The sequence below is a fragment of the Wohlfahrtiimonas chitiniclastica DSM 18708 genome (genome assembly GCF_000375345.1).
Classification (GTDB): domain Bacteria; phylum Pseudomonadota; class Gammaproteobacteria; order Cardiobacteriales; family Wohlfahrtiimonadaceae; genus Wohlfahrtiimonas; species Wohlfahrtiimonas chitiniclastica.
In genome coordinates, this window is record NZ_AQXD01000003.1 from 206921 (window position 1) to 224595 (window position 17675).

A 17675-nucleotide genomic window follows, 5' to 3' on the forward strand; every position below is an offset into this window, starting at 1 on the left:
ATGGATTAAGGTTTGACAAATTTAGGGACATCGCCGTAATAACCCATCGCAAAGCGTGCCAATTCACGTTTGCCAAAAGGGACTTTGTCCGCAAGGCTCAAACCAATGTTGCGAATTTTGTTCACCAAAAAGTGATCCGATCCGCCGCTGCGTTTGAAGGCATCCATTGCCCCCATCACCAATAAATTATGTTTTTTGCGGCGTTTTTCATAACGTTTTAAAACGGATTCATCATACAGCGCAATGCCATCATTACGGGCATTGATGAGCTCTTCAACCAAGGTTGCGGCATCTAAAAAGCCGATATTGACGCCAAGCCCTGCCAACGGATGAATGTTGTGCGCCGCATCACCTGCCAAGACAAAATGGTCACGGTAATAATTGCGTGCATGATTCAAACGAAGGGGAAATGCCCCAAGCGACCAATTGGCCTCGATATTGCCAAAGCGACCATCAAAGGCTTCGGTTAAACGACGGCTAAAGGTTTCGCGATCAAGCGCCAATAATTCATCAGCTTCTTGATGCGTGGTGTGCCATGCCAAGGAGCAGCGCCCATCATTTAAAGGCAGGAGTGCCACTGGACCATTTGTAGTGAATTTTTGCCAACATGTATTGTCATGACCACGCTCTGGCTTCACTTGCCCCACGATGGTTTTTTGTCCATAACTCCAGCCCGTGCACGCAATCCCTGCCCAATCACGAATGAGGGAACGTCCACCATCTGCGCCCACCACAAGTTCCGCCTGAAAGGCTTCGCCTTTTTCTGTATAGACAACAACGTGATCCGCAAAATTCTCAAAGCGCACCAACTTGCTTTGATCCATCAAGACGATGTTTTGATGCATTTTAACGCGATCAATCAAGGCACCTTGAGTGGCTTCATTATCTAAAATCCAACCTAAGGCATCTGAGCCTGTGCCATCGGCATCAAATTGCAAAGCACCACTGCCTGATCCATCCCACACATACATGTGCAAAAATGGTGTCATACGGCCGCTGTGGAGCAACTGATCCCACACGCCCACATGCTCTAACCATTTACGGCTCGATGGAGTGAAGGCTGAAACGCGTAAACCGTAATCATCTTTTGGGTATAATTTTTCAATCGGTGCATATTCAACAATCAACACCTGTAAACCCGCCGATGCGAGTGCTAAACCAATGCTTGAACCAACTAAACCTGCACCATTAATGATGACATCAAATTTTTGCATAGCATCTCCTAGTAGCCCATGCCGACTGTGGCAATTTTCTTTTTCACAAATGGGAGGAATTTGACGCCAAGCAAACCTAAAGAACGCGCCGTTTGTGCGGCTTGCCCTTCGATACCAAACGCATTGACTAAAAAGTCCGTGGCTCCCACTATTTTAATAATGTCTTTATGTCGCACTGCGTTAAATGCCGCTAAATCATGGGCATTTGGGTGATGATTTTGTGTAAAAAGATCCACGATCGCCTCACAATCACGAATCCCTAAATTGAGCCCTTGTCCGGCGATCGGGTGCAAACCATGCGCGCTGTTGCCTGCCAATAATAGGCGCCCTTCCACCACTTTTTTGGGTACCATTAATGTCAATGGCCAAATCTGGCGCTCACTCACCTCTGTGATGTCACCTAAACGCGCCCCAATGCGGGACAAGACTTCTGCGGCATATGTTAAATCAGAGGCACGCTGCCAGCGGTCGCGCTCTTTGCGGTCCGTGATTAAAACCACTGCCATCTCTTGCTCATTGACGGGCAATAATGCCAAAGGTCCTTCTTGCGTGAAGCGCTCATAGGCAATGTTGTGATGTTTTTTCTCAAATTTTGCACGCGCAATGATCGCCATTTGATCATAATCACGAATGAAGGTTTCAATGCCAAAGTGTTGGCGCAAGACTGAGTTCACGCCTTCTGCAGCAATCAGCCAATCAAAATGTTCTGTGCGCGTTTGCCCCTGGTGTTTAAGAATCACATCACCGTCAGCTAAACCTGAACTTGGCACAATCGATGTGGCAAAGGCGACGGTAATCTCAGCCATTTGCATCACATGTTCATACAACGCCAAAATGATGCGCCCTTGGGGCACTAAAAAGCCGAAGTGATCAATGTCGTGCGATTTTGCCTTCATCAACACTTCCACTTTGCAATGTTTTTGCGACACATGCACCGCATCAATCGGCGTTGCATGCATCGATAATTGATCCCACACACCTAAACGCTTAAAAAACGCAACGGTGCGATGGGACAAAGCCAACATGCGACGATCATCTAACAATATCTTCGGATCAATGCGCTCTTTTTGATCAAGGAGCGTAACCTTAAAGCCCGCTTGCCCCAATCCTAACGCCAATGCAAGGCCAATGGGCCCTGCGCCTGATACACAAAATGACACCTTAGAATGATCGTTCATAATTATGCTTTTTTAGGTAAAGTTAAAATTTCATGACCTGTGGCTGTGACTAAAATTTGATGCTCCCATTGTGCGGATAATGAGCGGTCACGCGTCACAACCGTCCAACCATCGGACAACACTTTACAGGTGTGCTTGCCCACATTGAGCATGGGTTCGATGGTGAAAATCATGCCTTCCGCCATCACATCCGTCACTTTTGGCGAATCATAATGGAGCACTAAAGGTGCTTCATGGAACTCAATGCCAACGCCATGGCCACAGAAATCTTCCACCACAGAAAAATGGTTCGCATGGGCATGTTTTTCAATGGCTTGACCAATTTCACGGAACGATGCGCCTGGCTTCACAGTTTCGATGCCAAGCATCATGCACTCGTAAGTGGTGTCAATCAAACGGCGTGCCAATGTTGACACTTCACCTGCCGTATACATGCGGCTGTTATCACCAAAATATCCGTCTAAAATCACCGTCACATCAATGTTAAGGATGTCGCCTTTTTTGAGCTTTTTGTCGCTCGGAATCCCGTGGCACACCACGTGATTGACGGAGATACATGTATATTTTGGAAAACCTGGATCACCATAACCGTAGCAAGCAGAGATGCCGCCATTGTCCAAAATGTATTGATTCATGATGTTGTCAAGCTCAAGAGTTGTGACCCCAACTTTGACATAATCACCAATCATATCCAAAACATCCGCAGCTAAACGGCAAGCTTTACAAATGCCTGCGATCTCTTCTGCGGTTTTAATTCTAATGTTAGACATTACAATCCTTATTCTTAAGTTCTAGGAAGTGTGACGCCGGTTTGGCCTTGGTATTTACCACCGCGGTCTTTATAAGAGGTTTCACACACTTCATCGGATTCAAAAAAGAGCATCTGTGCAACGCCTTCGCCTGCATAAATTTTTGCAGGTAATGGTGTTGTGTTTGAAAACTCAAGCGTCACGTGCCCTTCCCATTCAGGTTCTAAAGGCGTGACATTCACAATGATGCCACAACGCGCGTAGGTGGATTTACCTAAGCACACCGTCAAAACATTGCGCGGAATGCGAAAATACTCAATGGTTCTCGCTAAGGCAAAGGAATTTGGCGGAATGATGCACACATCGGATTCGACATCGACAAACGTGCCAGCTTCAAAATTTTTCGGATCTACAATCGTAGAGTTGATGTTGGTAAAAACTTTGAACTCATTGCTACAACGGACGTCATAACCATAGCTTGAGGTACCATAGCTGATGATGCGATTGTCATTGTCATCATAGCGCACTTGCCCTGGGGCAAATGGTTCAATCATGCCATATTTTTCGGCCTGTTCGCGGATCCAACGATCTGATTTAATGCTCATAATTTAGCGATTCTCTACAACAATTTTAGGGAATTTGCCGGCAACATCCTTCGGACGCTGAGACAAATGTGACACCATTTTAAGTGCAATTTCTTGATAACGCAAAGCGATATCGGACTCATCTAACACATGCACTTGACCTTGATCGAGGGCTTGACGCACACGAATATCAAGCGGTAATTGTCCCAACAATGGCACATGGCTATCTGCCGCTAAGGCTTTACCGCCATCAGCGCCAAAGATCGCCTCTTCATGACCACAATGAGAACACACATGCGTGCTCATGTTTTCCACAACGCCTAAAATTGGCACATCCACTTTATTGAACATGTCGATGCCTTTACGCGCATCAATCAAAGCGATGTCTTGTGGCGTGGTGACAATCACACTGCCCGCCACCGGAATTTTTTGGGACAATGTCAATTGAATGTCGCCAGTGCCCGGAGGCATGTCGATGATTAAATAATCAAGATCACGCCACATGGTGTCATTTAATAATTGCGTCAATGCGCCCACAGCCATGGGGGCACGCCAAATCATGGCATTTTCTTCATCCACTAAAAAGCCGATGGACATTGCTTGTAAGCCATCAACATCAATCGGCTCCATGCTTTTATTATCGCGTGAACGTGGACGTTCATTGGTGCCCAACATTTTTGGCATGCTTGGGCCATAAATGTCCGCATCTAAAATACCCACCGTAAAGCCTTCATTTTTTAACGCATGGGCTAAATTGATGGAGGTTGTGGATTTACCCACGCCGCCTTTCCCTGAACCCACTGCAATGATGTTTTTGATGTTGTCCATCGGTTTTAAGCCGTTTTGCACTTTATGGGCAACATTTTTTGCATTGATCACAAAGCGTGCGCTTTGACCGCGTTGCAATAAAGGCTCAATGGCTTCGCTGCAAGCTTTGACCAACGCATCATTATACGTTTTGCTTTCAAAGTTGAGGGCGATCGTCACGGTATAAGATTGATCACTCTCTTGCCACTCCACAGACTTGATGCGCAAAAGCTCACCTAAACGCTTGTTGTCATAAATCACTTTAACGTCATTTAAAGCATTAATGATCTGTTCTTTCATACAACCCTCAATGTTCATCTAATCAATTGCAACATTCTACCACGCACAACAAATATGAATAGAACCAATTCGAACGAGGCATTCAAATAAACCTTTGCATCTCTTGATTCTCGGTCAAATGTGAGACGGTTATTTCATAAATTTCCGTGATATACTTTTGCGCTGAAGACTTCTCAAAATAGTGTAATTGATCAATCTAATAATTGAATAGAGACAGGATAATGATGAAAAAAATGATCCCCATATGTGCTGCGAGCATGGTTGTGCTCACAGGTTGTATTTGGCCGGCCGTTGAAGGCGCCCCTGTATTTGGCGTGCCGTATGATCTACCGATCGCCGCCCAACCTAAATATGACTATGAGCATTATCAAAACTTCAACATTGAAGCGGTGGAAGTGACGCCAATGGGCGGCAATGCGCTCGCGTATGAAACACAAGCCTCTTACAATATGCAAGAAGCGATGCGTAAATCTGTCATCGACGTGAAGAAAAAATACCCAAGCATTTTCAATGATCACACGACATTCTTAGTGGGCGCATTTGTGGATGTGAATGATTTAAATAAAAGCGATAAAGCTGGCCGCATCTCTGCGATGGGCTTAACAAATGTGATTGGTAAAACAGCACAAGCTAAATACATTCGCTACAAGCGTGACATGATCACCGTTGCCAACCATATGGTTGCCCCAACAGTTCAAGCCACGAAAGCGGCTGAGATTTTCAACTCAGAAGTGATTGTGATGGGTGTTTATAAAGTACAAAACGAAGATTTAAATCTTCGTTATGCATTTTATGATGCCAAAACCCGCGCCTATTTAGGCGAAGGTTTTGTGAGCATTCCATTAGATCGTAAAGTGTCTAAATTTGCCTTAGACATTTAATGCGCTGAGCACCTGTTGCCCGAGCTCTGTTTCGGGCAATAGATGCATCGTCAAAAATTCATCGCGCTCAAGGGATAACAATAAATCAGGCGCAGGCAATGAGTCGCCGCCCTTTTCTGGCCACTCAATCAGCCACACTTTATGATCATCTTCTAAAAAGCCAAGATCATACAAATCTTCTTCATGAATGCGATATAAATCAATGTGATCCACCGCAATGTCACCGGCTTGATAACTTTCAATGATGGTATAGGTTGGGCTTTTGATGGTTTCATTCACCCCAAGCGCGGTTAAAAAGTATTTGGAAAAGGTGGTTTTGCCTGCACCTAAATCACCAGAGAGATAAATTTTAATGCTGTTGTGACGAAACTCTTGAATGAGCACCGCAAGTGCACGCGCAATTTCCGCGGTGTCCGCCTCAGAGTGTAATTCAATCATTTTTGGTTCCATGATTTACTCCTTTAATTTCGCAATTGCTTCAGGTAAAAACTCAATGACATCCGTTGCAATCACAGAGCGATAACCATCTTTCGCGCATAAATCGCCCGATAAACCATGAAGCCACACACCTAAACGCGTGGCACGACGAATGGACACGCCTTGCACAATCAAACCGCCAATGATGCCGCTTAACGCATCACCCATGCCGGAGCTTGCCATAGCAGGATTGCCCGTTGTATTGATGCTTAAAAAGTCAGAGTCGCACACCAATGAACCGGCACCTTTGAGCACCGTAATGCCAAAGCGCGAAGAGAGTTGATTCGCCGTCACTAAGCGATCGGCTTCCACATCATTGACTGTGCCATGCAGTAAGCGCGCAGCCTCGACAGGATGCGGCGTGATCACCATATTGTCGATGTTTTCATCCAATAACTCTTTTGACACAGCGCCTTTGGCGATCAAGTTTAAACCATCGGCATCAATCACAAGTGGCTTGCCGGATGCCAAAACAGCATTCATCAAATCAATCGACCATTCATTGGTGCCAAGCCCACAGCCCACCACAATACACGTGGCGATGTCTAACAGATGCGCCATCTCTTCACTGTTGTGTACGCCATGTACCATCAATTCAGGATGATAAGGAATCATGGCTGTGGCATGATGTGGATGCGTGGCAATTGATACACGCCCTGCACCGATGCGCAGCGCCGCATGCCCTGCGAGCAATGCTGCGCCCGCCATGCCAATGTAACCGCCCACCACCAATACATGCCCAAAATTGCCTTTATGGTTGAACTTTTTACGATCCGGAAACCATTCCGCCATCGCAGGTAAATTAAAACAGCAAGACGCCGCGCGCACAGATTCAAAGCACGCTTGCGGGATCCCTAAATCTGAACAGATCACCTTCCCCACATATTCAGGACCTTTACCGGTGTATAAACCTGGTTTTTGGGCAATGAATGTGATGGTTTCTGTGGCTTTGACCGCTTCACTTAAAATCGCGCCTGTGTTCGCATTCATGCCTGATGGCACATCGATGGAAATCACAGGTTTGCCGCTTCGATTAATGAGCATGGCCGCCCCTAACCATTCGCCGGACAACGCACGGTTCACACCGGTACCCATCATGGCGTCGATGATGAGATCTGCATCATCTAAACTTGATGATGAAAAGGATTCACAAGGCACGCCCATGCCTTTAGCTGCTAAGTAAGCTTTACGCACATCGTCCACTAAGTTATTCGGCTCTGCAAGATAGTACACCTTCACATCAAAGCCAGCGCTCAATGCCTGCTGTGCAAAGAAATAGCCATCCCCACCGTTACGCCCTGCGCCCACAATGACGGCAATTTTTTTCACATCCGGGTACGACTTATAGAGATATCCTAAAATAAAGAGCGCCGCGCGCTGCATCAAGGTGATGGACGCAATGTTTAACGTCTCAAGCGCTGTCTGCTCGATCTCTTTAATGGCTTTAATATCATACAAAGGTGTTGAAGTGCTATTCATAATGTTGAACAATCCTACAAAAAAAATAATTGAGTGATCCGAAATGGTACTAAAATAGTCCTAAGCTTACCCGCTGTATAGCTGTCGATCATTATTCATACAGATGATCAATGTAACAAATGAATTGCATCGCACAGGAAAATCAAAGTGCTCGTTGATTTAAATCAAAGGGAGTTTTTTGGTCAATTGCTTAAACTGCCATTCTAAGCGCAAATTCGAGAGAATCGCAGAACAAGTCAAGCCCACAATCAAACCAATCCAGACCCCTTCAGCCTGCATATTTTTCACAACTGCCAAATAATAACCTGTGGGCAACGCAATGCACCAATACGCAACAATGCCAATCATCATTGGTGCTTTGGTATCCTTCATGCCACGAAGTCCACCTGCGGCTGCAATTTGTAATCCATCCGGCAATTGGAAAATAATGGAATAAATCAATAGGTGCGCGCTCAATGCCAAAATGCTTGGATCATCTGAGAACACCATCGGCAGATAAAAACGAGCGGTGTATAAATAGATGCCCGTACAAATCATGATGGCAAAACAGGTTCGACGCCCCATGCGTGCAATGCGCATTGCGCCTTCATAATCTTTGCGCCCCATGCGTTGCCCCACTAAAGCCGTTAAAGCAAATGAGGTGCTAAGGGGAATCATGAACGATAAACTTGTGATGTTCAGCGCGATTTGATGGCTATTGATCACAAGCTCGCCAAAGCGCCCTAAAATTAAACCTGAAACGGAGAACATTGCCACTTCTGCAAAGATCGAGGCACCATTTGGCAAACCCACTTTCAATAAAGCGCGAATTTGCTTCAAAATGCGCGCACGATATTTAAAAAGTTGCAATGCTTTTAATCGAGGTTCCACCCTAAAAAAGAGCAGCATACAGATCAACATGCACCACATTGCGCTCGCTGTGCCAATCCCTGAGCCAATCACGCCCAAACTTGGTAAACCAATGGGGGCATAACCATTGACTAAAAAATAGTTCATCACGCCATTGACCACAAAACCCACACAGGTCACCAACGTCACAGGCAATGGCTTAGCCACGCCTTCACACACACAGCGCAATGTATTGAATAAGAATATTGCAGGTACACCTAAAGAGAGCGCACGCAGATAATCCACCGTTAAAGGAATCACCGCTTCTTGCACTTCAAAAAGGCGCAAAATGCCTTCTGAATGCCACATGATGAACATCGCAATCACGGCAAACACCATCGCCATCATCGTGCCGCCTTGAAAGACTGTCGGGATGCGTTTAATGCGATTTGCCCCAAAAAAGTGCGCCGTCAAAATGGTGATGCTCATCAAAGTGCCCGATGAGAAAAGTAAAATGGGGTTCCACACAAATACACCCATCGCAACACCTGATTGCACAAGGGGATCAAAATGCCCAGTAATCGCAATGTCTGTGGTGCCCATGCCCACTTGCAACAGCTGAGTACATAAAATGGGCAGCGCTAAGAAGATGAGCGCTTTAAATTCAGCGCCCACAAAAACTTTTTTCATGCAGTGTCCTCGTCAAAAAGAGGTGATTTAAGATTGTGTGTGATGCAGTAATTCCACCACACCATTGATGCAAAATTGTACGCCCATGCAGACGAGTAAAAATCCCATCACGCGTGAGATCACTTCGATGCCGCTTTGTCCTAATTTACGGATGATGAATTCTGAACTTCTTAAACAAAACCACAAAAATAGGCACAATGCGATGAAGGAAAACACAGGCGCAGTCAGTGTTACCCACGTTGGCGCACCAAAATTTGGCAATGTTGAGGCAATGGAGATCACCATCGCGATTGTCCCTGGCCCTGCAAATCCCGGCATGGTTAATGGGATGAACGCAAGATTCATGGCGGCTCTGTTTTTCAATTCATCTTTTTTACTTTCAAGCTCAGGCGTTGAGCCATAATTTTGTGGCGGAAAGAGCATCTGAAAGCCAATCACCATCACAATTAAACCGCCAGCAATGCGCAATCCCGGAATCGAGATACCAAAAATCTGCATCACCAATTGCCCACAATAAAAACTGATGAGCATCACAATCAACGAGTATTTAGCAGCATCCTTTGCCTGCTTATGTTTTTCTTCGGTTGAGAGTCGTGCCCCAAGGCTCATCATCAACGTGACCGCCACCAAAGGGTTCGCCAATGGAATCAGCATCAAGAAAACCATCGCGATCACTTTCACAAAATCAAACATGTCACCTCCTCAAAATTAGATAAGGCAGGGATTGCCCTGCCTTATGGAAATGAATTGTGACACGATCTTATTCGTTCGTTGTCACCACTTCTTCAGCATCCGGTGTTTCTGCTGCATCTTCTGGCATCTCTTCCATCTCTTCTTCAGCTTCAACCGCCGTTAAGCCCACCAATTGATCCGATTCATCTAAACGAATCAAACGAACCCCTTGCGTGTTGCGACCTAAAATGGAGATTTCAGAAACGCGCGTGCGCACCAATACGCCGTTACTTGAAATGAGGATCACTTCCTCATCTTCTTTCACTAAACAGGCACTGATCACAGAACCATTACGCTCTGAGGTTTGAATGCCGATCATCCCCTTACCACCGCGACGGTGACGCGTGAACTCTTCAGCGCGCGTGCGTTTACCATAACCATTTTCTGTGGCGATCAAAATCACGCTGTCCGCTTCAGGAATGATCATGGAAATGATGGTTTGTGCATCCGTCAGATTCATGGATTTCACACCACGAGCACCACGACCGGTATCACGCACATCCGCTTCACTGAAGCGATTGACTTTACCATCAGAGGTGAAGAGCATGATGTCTTTCTCACCATCTGTGATCGCTGTGCCAATGAGTTCATCGCCTTCATCTAACGTTAAGGCAATCACACCCGTTGAACGCTGGCTTGCAAACTTATCTAAGCTTGTTTTCTTAATCACGCCATGGCGCGTTGCCATCACAATGAATAATTCAGCGCTGTACTCTTCCACCGGTAAAATGGAGGTGATGCGCTCGCCTTCAGACAATGGCAACATGTTCACAATCGGGCGCCCCGATGAACCACGCCCTGCTTCTGGCAATTCATAAGTGCGAAGCCAATATACGCGCCCAATGGATGAGAAACACATCAATTGTGCATGCGTACTTGTGGTGATGAGGTTGACAACGTGATCTTCATCTTTCACTTTCGCAGCTGACTTACCGCGACCGCCACGTTTTTGTGCTTGATATTCACCCAATTGCTGATACTTAATGTAGCCGCGGTGAGACAATGTCACCACCACTTGTTCATCGGCAATGAGGTCTAAAATGTCAATGTCTTCAGCGGATGGACGAATCTCTGTACGGCGCGCATCATGGAAATCAGCACGCACTTTTTCTAACTCTTCTAACACCACTTCTTTTAAGCGATCAGGATTCACTAAAATTTCAATGAATGCGGCAATCGCTTCTAATAAGATTTGGTATTCATCATGAATCTTATCTTGCTCTAAACCGGTTAAGCGCTGTAAACGCATGTCTAAAATGGCTTGGGCTTGTACTTCTGTGAGGCGATAACCGCCATCGATCAAACCATATTCGCCATTTTGATCAAGGGCAGCGGCTTCATTGAGCTCTGCGGCGCGCTCAAGCATCGGGATCACATCACCAGCTGTCCAGATTTTATCAAGCATTTTGACTTTAGCCGTCGCGCCATCTTTTGAAGAACGAATCAATTCGATCATCTCATCGATGTTCACAAGTGCCACTGTCAAACCTTCTAACAAATGTGCACGTTCACGCGCTTTACGCAAATCATAGATGGTGCGACGTGTGATCACTTCGCGGCGATGGGCAATGAACGCTTCAAGCACTTGCTTTAAGTTCAACAATTTTGGCTGACCTTGATCAATCGCCACCATGTTGATGCTAAAGCTGCTTTGTAACGCTGTGTGCTTATACAATTGATTGAGCACCACCATGCCAGATTCACCACGTTTTAATTCGATGACAATGCGCATGCCGTCTTTATCGGATTCATCACGCAAACCATCAGGCGCAATGCCTTCAATGATTTTATCGCGGTGCAATTCCACAATTTTCTCAATGAGACGCGCTTTGTTCACTTGATACGGTAATTCTGAAACCACAATCACTTCGCGATTGCGTTTTTCATCAATCTCAATGTCACAACGGGCACGCATCACAACGCGACCACGGCCAGTGTGATACGCTTCACGCACACCTTTTGTACCATTAATGATGCCTGCCGTTGGGAAATCTGGGGCAGGAATGTGTTCCATCAACTCATCAATTGTCACCTCAGGATTTTGAATGAGGGCAACACATGCATTGATGGTTTCTGTTAAGTTGTGTGGCGGAATGTTCGTCGCCATCCCCACCGCAATACCGGATGATCCATTGACCAATAAATTCGGGATTTGCGTTGGCAATACAGATGGCTCAACTTCTGATCCATCATAGTTTGGGATAAAATCAACGGTTTCTTTGTCGATGTCTTGTAATAATGTATGGGCAATGCGGCTCATTCTCACTTCTGTATAACGCATCGCCGCTGGGGAATCCCCATCCACCGAACCGAAGTTACCTTGACCATCCACCAACATATAACGCATTGAGAAGGGTTGCGCCATGCGCACAATGGAATCATAAATTGCACTGTCACCGTGTGGATGGTATTTACCCATCACATCACCCACGATGCGCGCAGATTTTTTATAAGGCTTATTCCAATCGTTATGAGTTTGGTTCATCGAGTGTAAAATTCGACGATGAACGGGTTTCAAACCATCTCGCACATCAGGCAATGCACGTCCGATAATGACGCTCATGGCATAGTCGAGATAAGATTTTCTCATCTCTTCTTCTAAGTTAACCGAAACTATCTCTTTGGCAAACTCACTCATTGAATTTCCTTTGTGTAATAATTAACCATAAAACTACAAAATCATATCACAAAATAGGATTTTCTGCCTGTAATTCACATAGGTACCATGACAATTTCAATGAGTGGCTCACTCACCGCCAAAAATGGATAATGCATGCGCATTAGGATGGTTTGCATTGTTCAATTGTATGAAGGGAATTTGGAAAACTTGCCCTAAAATCGCCCCATCTTTTAAGGATTCGGCAGGATACACACCTTGCAATTCACCTTTTGCCAAAATGATGCAATCATCCGCCGCATGCAGCGCTTGATTGAGGTCATGCATCACACACACAATTGTCATTTTGCGCGCCCGCAAGCAATCGAAATATTTCAGCAAATGTTTTTGATGATACAAATCTAAATGGTTAAAAGGTTCATCTAACAGCAACAAGCGATCCTCACCGGCTGTTTCAAGCTCAAAGAGCGACTGCACCAACACGCGCCCAATTTGCACGCGATGCTGCTCACCGCCCGACAATGCTTGATAGGTGCGATCTAATAAATGGCTGAGCTGTAAACTCTCTGCCACTTCAGCAATGAGCGCTTTGCCTTGGGGATGCTGCTCATTGATGCCATAGGGCATTAACCCCATCGACAAAATCGCCATCACGCTGATGGCAAAAGGAATGTGCTGCAATTGTGGCAATACAGCGCGCTTTTTCGCCAAATGTTCAATCGGATAATGCTGTAAATTGCGTCCATCTAACTCAACGCGCCCGGTTGTCGGTTCAGTATCGCCCGATAACAAATGCAGCAGCGTTGTTTTCCCTGCGCCATTAGGACCAATGAGCGCCGTTAATTGATGCTTTTGAATGCTTAGGCGCGGAATGTTCACCAAAGTGCGCACGCCGTGACGGGTTTTAATGTCATAAGTTAAATCATGAATCTCTAACATCATCTCAGCCCCGCTTGTCGATAGACTAAATAGCCCAAAAATGGTGCGCCAATGAAGGCGGTGAAAATGCCAATCGGCACTTCAGCGGGAGCCGCTAATACACGCGATAAACTGTCAGCAATCAGCAGCAACAATCCACCCATTAAAAAGGAGAGCGGCAGAACAAAGCGGTGATCAGAGCCAAACAGCATGCGCACTAAATGCGGAATCACTAAGCCCACAAAGCCAATGCCGCCTGAAAATGCCACCGCACTGCCCGTTAGAATCGCAACGCCCCAGATCTGCTGTTTCTTTAAGCGCTCCACATTGATGCCCAAATGGCGCGCTTCTCGTTCACCTAAGAGCATCGCATTCATCGCGCGAATTCTCAAAAGGAAAAAAGGCACCACCACAAGCTGAATCACCAATAATACGAGCAGCTTTGAGTAATCAAATCCACCTAAGCTGCCCAATGACCAAAAGGTCAAAGAACGCAATTGATCATCGGTTGCCACAAAGCTCAATAAGCCCAAGAGCGCGCCAATGAAGGCATTGATGGCGATCCCCACCAATAACATCGAACTGACGCTCACATTTTGATTGTGTCTTGAGACATAGTATAAAAAAGCTGTCACAGCCCACCCACCAATGCAGGCTGCGACAGGCAGCGTATAATCGTTTAAGTAATCTATTAGTGCAGGAAATAGCTTGCCACCCAAAACAATCGTTAACGCTACAAAAAACGCCGCACCACTTGAGACCCCAATAATGCCGGGCTCCACCAAGGGATTGCGAAATAAACCTTGCATCACAGCACCTGAGATGGCAAATGCGCCACCGACTAAAAGTGCTGCGAGAATCCTTGGCAGACGAATCTGCCAGAAGATGTAATTGTCTAAACTGCCTGTGTTAAAAATCTCTGACCATGAGATGCTGAGCGCACCCACATAACTTGAGATCACAACCGTACAGATGATCAAGCCCACCATGATTAGCAGGCTCAACGATAATGATCGTTCCCCCACAACTACTCTTCCCCTAGGCACTCATTGACTAAACCATTGAGGGCGAGCGCATCATCATATAAATGGATGCCATAGACGAGCATGTGGCTGATGTCCACTTCATAGACGCATTTAGGCGCAACGGGCGCAGGCCAACCTAAAGCAGCGCTGTCTAAACGCACAATGGGTGGCACTTCTGTTTTGCCATCATAGCGCTTGCCGATGAAGACAATATCCGCCCCTTGCTGAATTTGTGTTTCCACGTTCACCGCTTTATAAGCGCTGAATTGTTTTGCAAAGGGATTGTCCATGCCCAAGAGCTCAATTAAAGCATTTGCACTTGTGTCATTGCCGGCAAAGTTTTGGCTGCTGCCATTTTTGCCTTGCCCCATTTCATTCATAATAAAGAGGGCTTTTTTCTCACCGCGCGCAGCAATCGCTTTTTGCAAAGTTTGATGTTTCTCTTCTAACTCGGCATTGATCAGTTCACTTTGTGAAGCGGCGTCTAATGCTTCACCGATTTGACTGACCATGGTTTTTAATTCAGCCATGTTCACCGGTTTTTTCACGGTGAGATTTTTAATGCCTGAGCCATTGACCTGATCAATGGTGGTTTGTGGTCCTGAATCCGATGACCACAACACCAATGTGGGCTTTAAAGAGAGCATCCCTTCTGTCGAAAGGGCAATGCGATAGCCCACATCTGGCAACGCTTTTAAATCATCGTTGTAACGGCTTGTGGTGTCTGCACCCACCAATTCTGGCGCTTTGCCTAAAGCTTCCACCACTTGTGTAATGTAGGCTGATGTTGTGATGATGCGTTCATTGGCAAAACTTGAGGTGAGCATTGCCGCTGCACACGCAGCCGCAAGAGTCATTGTCTTAATCATGGGTAATCTCTGCACTTAAAAACTGATGGTGACGGATAATCCTGCATTGATGCCAGGCTCAGTCCCACGCACCACATCACGCGGTGTGGTTTGATTCATGCGATTGCCCCAGTTCCAATGCTTTTTATCCAATAAGTTATAAATCCCCGCATTGATGCGGATGTTATCATTCGGGCGATATTCGCCCACTAAATCAAGCGTTCCGTAGCCAGGCATTTTGGTGACGCCATTGTCACGCAACGCAGTTGAAATATCTTTAGCCTTTTTCGGTGCCACAAGCTTTAAATTGAGCCCCACAAATGCTCTATCACTGTAGCCATAGCTCATACCGATGATGCCTGTTAAAGGCTCGACGCTGTCAATCGGCTCTTTGGTTTGATTGTCTTTGCCTTTTGCATAAGCGGCATTGAGATTTAAGCGCAACTCAGCATCGTTGTTTTGTAACTCAAGCACACGAATGCTCGCTTTACCTTCTAAGCCATAAATGTGGCTTTTATCTAAATTCACAGATTGATGTAAACGCACGCCATTTCGATGCCCCACCACTTTAAGCTCTTCAATGAAGTTGTCATATTTGGTGTAAAACGCCGCAACAGACGCTGAATTGATCTCATCATTAAAGTTCCAACCGAGCTCAAAAGTTTTGCTCGTTTCTGGTTTTAAATCAGGATTTGAGATCGCGGTGTAACCATGGGCAAGGTTCGAAAATCCAACATTGACCGCATTAAAACTCGGGGCTTTAAAGCCTTCCGCATAGTTTGCATAGATGGTGTGATGATCATGGGGATAATACAGCACCGCTAAACGCTTCGATAAATGCCCTTTATTTAAGCCAACAGGCGCCAATACACCCGGATTGGCTTCTAAAAATGGTCCGCCTTGCTGAACTTTTAAAGAATAATGATCATAACGCAACCCTAAAATCACCTCTAAACGATTGTCTAAAAATCCGATGCGATCTTGTGCAAATAAACCATATTCATGAATTTTAGAATCTGGGAAGCTTTTATTCGGGAAGGTTTGCGTTTCTGTGGATGCACCTGTTTGACGATTAAAAGAGTGACCTAAACGCAAAGTCTTCACTTTCGTGTGTTTATAATTTGCGCCATAGCTCAATTCATGGGAGATTGAACCCGTTTCCAAGGCTTTATAGAACTCTGTATTAAAGCCCACTTGCTCATTTTTAAAGTGAGATTGTCTGAAGCGATCTTCGGTAAAAACGCCGCGTGCTGTATGTTCACGCGCTTCTGTCACCGATTGACGCGCTTTGGTAGATTGGTAATATCCCATCACATGCCCACGATCAAACATTGGCGTTTCTACATTAAAGTCATAACGTACATTCACTTGCTGACGAATGTTGAGCATATTTGTATGGTGCGCAGAAAACGTTGGCATGCCGGGAAATGCCATAGGCTTTTCACCTATTCTATTGGCAGCATCATCCCAAGCGTGACTGTTAAAATACTCATAACTTAAAGCAAAACGATGTGCATCACTTGGCTCAAACGCCACTTTAGATAAAATATTTTTAACATTCGCTTCTGCAGGATTCGGATGCGTGCGACCTGCGCCTAATAAATTTTCGCTATAGGCTTTGCCTTCATAGTTGCGGCGCTCGTAATGTTTACGAAATGAGGCGCGCACAAATGCAGATAAAGTATCGGTGATTTTTGCCGCAGCCGTTGCCGTCACCAATTGATCACGATCTGCCGTGCCATAGCCAAATTTAACTTCACCGCCATAGCGCTGCCCTTCACGAATAAAATCGCTCGGATCTTTCGTTTCCATAAAGATGCCGCCTGCTAAGGCACTGCTGCCATATAACATTGAAACAGGGCCTTTAATGATGTCAATGCGCTTCATGGCATCGACATCAAAATAACCTTGCCCCATGTCTGTATAACCACCGCCAAATTTAAATGCCATCGGAATCGGTGCGCCATCAATGGCAATCATCACGCGATCATCACCCACGCCGCGAATCCGCACATTGTCCATGCGCCCTGTGGACGTCATGTCCACATTCACGCCTGCTTCATAACGCAAGGCATTGCTTAAATTCGTTGCCCCAACGCGTTCCATGGTTTCACTGTCCACTTGAGATAAACTCGTTGCGGCTTCTTCGGCAACGCGCTCATCTTTCAGGGCTGCCACCACAACACGCGTGGTGCCCACATCTTTTGGGGTTGAGGATTCTGCGGCGGCAGTGCCGATCAATGACATTAAAACAGTGAACAAAATGGTGCGCTGATGCATGACTTTCCTTCAATGTAACTAAAAGTGAATACCAAATGATATTAATTCCTATTTGCTTATTATTAGTA

Annotated in this window: 15 protein-coding genes; 1 reads left to right on the forward strand and 14 read right to left on the reverse strand. The window is 45.8% G+C overall.

The annotated features are described in order from the left end of the window. Positions 1-5: 5 nt before the first annotated feature. From B143_RS0107580 to apbC, 5 genes are read right to left on the reverse strand one after another with little or no spacing between them, the layout of a single operon-like run. Positions 6-1214, reverse strand: a complete 1209-nt coding sequence (locus B143_RS0107580) for a UbiH/UbiF/VisC/COQ6 family ubiquinone biosynthesis hydroxylase (RefSeq protein WP_008315576.1) — start codon at positions 1212-1214, stop codon at positions 6-8. A gap of 8 nt (positions 1215-1222) precedes the next feature. After that, a complete protein-coding gene (locus tag B143_RS0107585; RefSeq protein WP_018122817.1) occupies positions 1223-2392 on the reverse strand; it encodes an FAD-dependent monooxygenase in 1170 nt (389 codons plus the stop codon). Positions 2393-2394: 2 nt separating this feature from the next. Next, entirely contained in the window at positions 2395-3162 is a 768-nt protein-coding gene (gene map, locus B143_RS0107590; protein WP_018122818.1) for a type I methionyl aminopeptidase, read from the reverse strand. A 14-nt stretch (positions 3163-3176) separates the two neighbouring features. Further along, positions 3177-3746 carry a dCTP deaminase gene (gene dcd, locus B143_RS0107595; protein WP_008315579.1) on the reverse strand — a complete coding sequence of 190 codons (570 nt, stop codon included), beginning with the start codon at positions 3744-3746 and terminating at the stop codon, positions 3177-3179. A 3-nt stretch (positions 3747-3749) separates the two neighbouring features. After that, positions 3750-4832, reverse strand: coding sequence for an iron-sulfur cluster carrier protein ApbC (gene apbC, locus B143_RS0107600; RefSeq protein WP_018122819.1), 1083 nt, complete (start codon positions 4830-4832; stop codon positions 3750-3752). A 233-nt stretch (positions 4833-5065) separates the two neighbouring features. Here apbC and B143_RS0107605 point away from each other — a divergent pair, with 233 nt between their 5' ends. Continuing rightward, entirely contained in the window at positions 5066-5713 is a 648-nt protein-coding gene (locus B143_RS0107605; protein WP_143695672.1) for a hypothetical protein, read from the forward strand. On the opposite strand, the gene tsaE is transcribed toward B143_RS0107605, so the two are convergent. The 9 genes from tsaE to B143_RS0107650 all read right to left on the reverse strand — a co-directional run bounded on the left by tsaE (position 5702) and on the right by B143_RS0107650 (position 17607). After that, the gene (gene tsaE, locus B143_RS0107610; protein ID WP_018122821.1) at positions 5702-6163 is read right to left on the reverse strand and encodes a tRNA (adenosine(37)-N6)-threonylcarbamoyltransferase complex ATPase subunit type 1 TsaE; all 462 of its coding nucleotides are present in this window, start codon (positions 6161-6163) and stop codon (positions 5702-5704) included. The genes B143_RS0107605 and tsaE overlap by 12 nt on opposite strands. A 3-nt stretch (positions 6164-6166) precedes the next feature. Then, on the reverse strand, positions 6167-7669 hold the full coding sequence (locus B143_RS0107615; protein WP_008315583.1) for a bifunctional ADP-dependent NAD(P)H-hydrate dehydratase/NAD(P)H-hydrate epimerase: 1503 nt from the start codon (positions 7667-7669) through the stop codon (positions 6167-6169). A 159-nt stretch (positions 7670-7828) separates the two neighbouring features. Further along, positions 7829-9187: an MATE family efflux transporter gene (locus B143_RS0107620; protein WP_018122822.1), complete on the reverse strand. Its 1359-nt coding sequence runs from the start codon at positions 9185-9187 to the stop codon at positions 7829-7831. Between the two features lie 27 nt (positions 9188-9214). Next, the gene (locus B143_RS0107625; protein ID WP_018122823.1) at positions 9215-9880 is read right to left on the reverse strand and encodes a MarC family NAAT transporter; all 666 of its coding nucleotides are present in this window, start codon (positions 9878-9880) and stop codon (positions 9215-9217) included. 67 nt (positions 9881-9947) lie between these two features. Next, positions 9948-12557 carry a DNA gyrase subunit A gene (gyrA, locus tag B143_RS0107630; protein WP_018122824.1) on the reverse strand — a complete coding sequence of 870 codons (2610 nt, stop codon included), beginning with the start codon at positions 12555-12557 and terminating at the stop codon, positions 9948-9950. Between the two features lie 108 nt (positions 12558-12665). Then, a complete protein-coding gene (locus tag B143_RS0107635; protein WP_018122825.1) occupies positions 12666-13478 on the reverse strand; it encodes an ATP-binding cassette domain-containing protein in 813 nt (270 codons plus the stop codon). After that, positions 13475-14479, reverse strand: coding sequence for a FecCD family ABC transporter permease (locus B143_RS0107640; RefSeq protein WP_246782456.1), 1005 nt, complete (start codon positions 14477-14479; stop codon positions 13475-13477). The genes B143_RS0107635 and B143_RS0107640 overlap by 4 nt, the downstream gene beginning before the upstream one ends. Positions 14480-14481: 2 nt before the next feature. After that, a complete protein-coding gene (locus B143_RS0107645; protein WP_248647515.1) occupies positions 14482-15348 on the reverse strand; it encodes a heme/hemin ABC transporter substrate-binding protein in 867 nt (288 codons plus the stop codon). A gap of 15 nt (positions 15349-15363) precedes the next feature. Next, positions 15364-17607: a TonB-dependent hemoglobin/transferrin/lactoferrin family receptor gene (locus B143_RS0107650; RefSeq protein ID WP_018122828.1), complete on the reverse strand. Its 2244-nt coding sequence runs from the start codon at positions 17605-17607 to the stop codon at positions 15364-15366. Positions 17608-17675 lie beyond the last annotated feature (68 nt).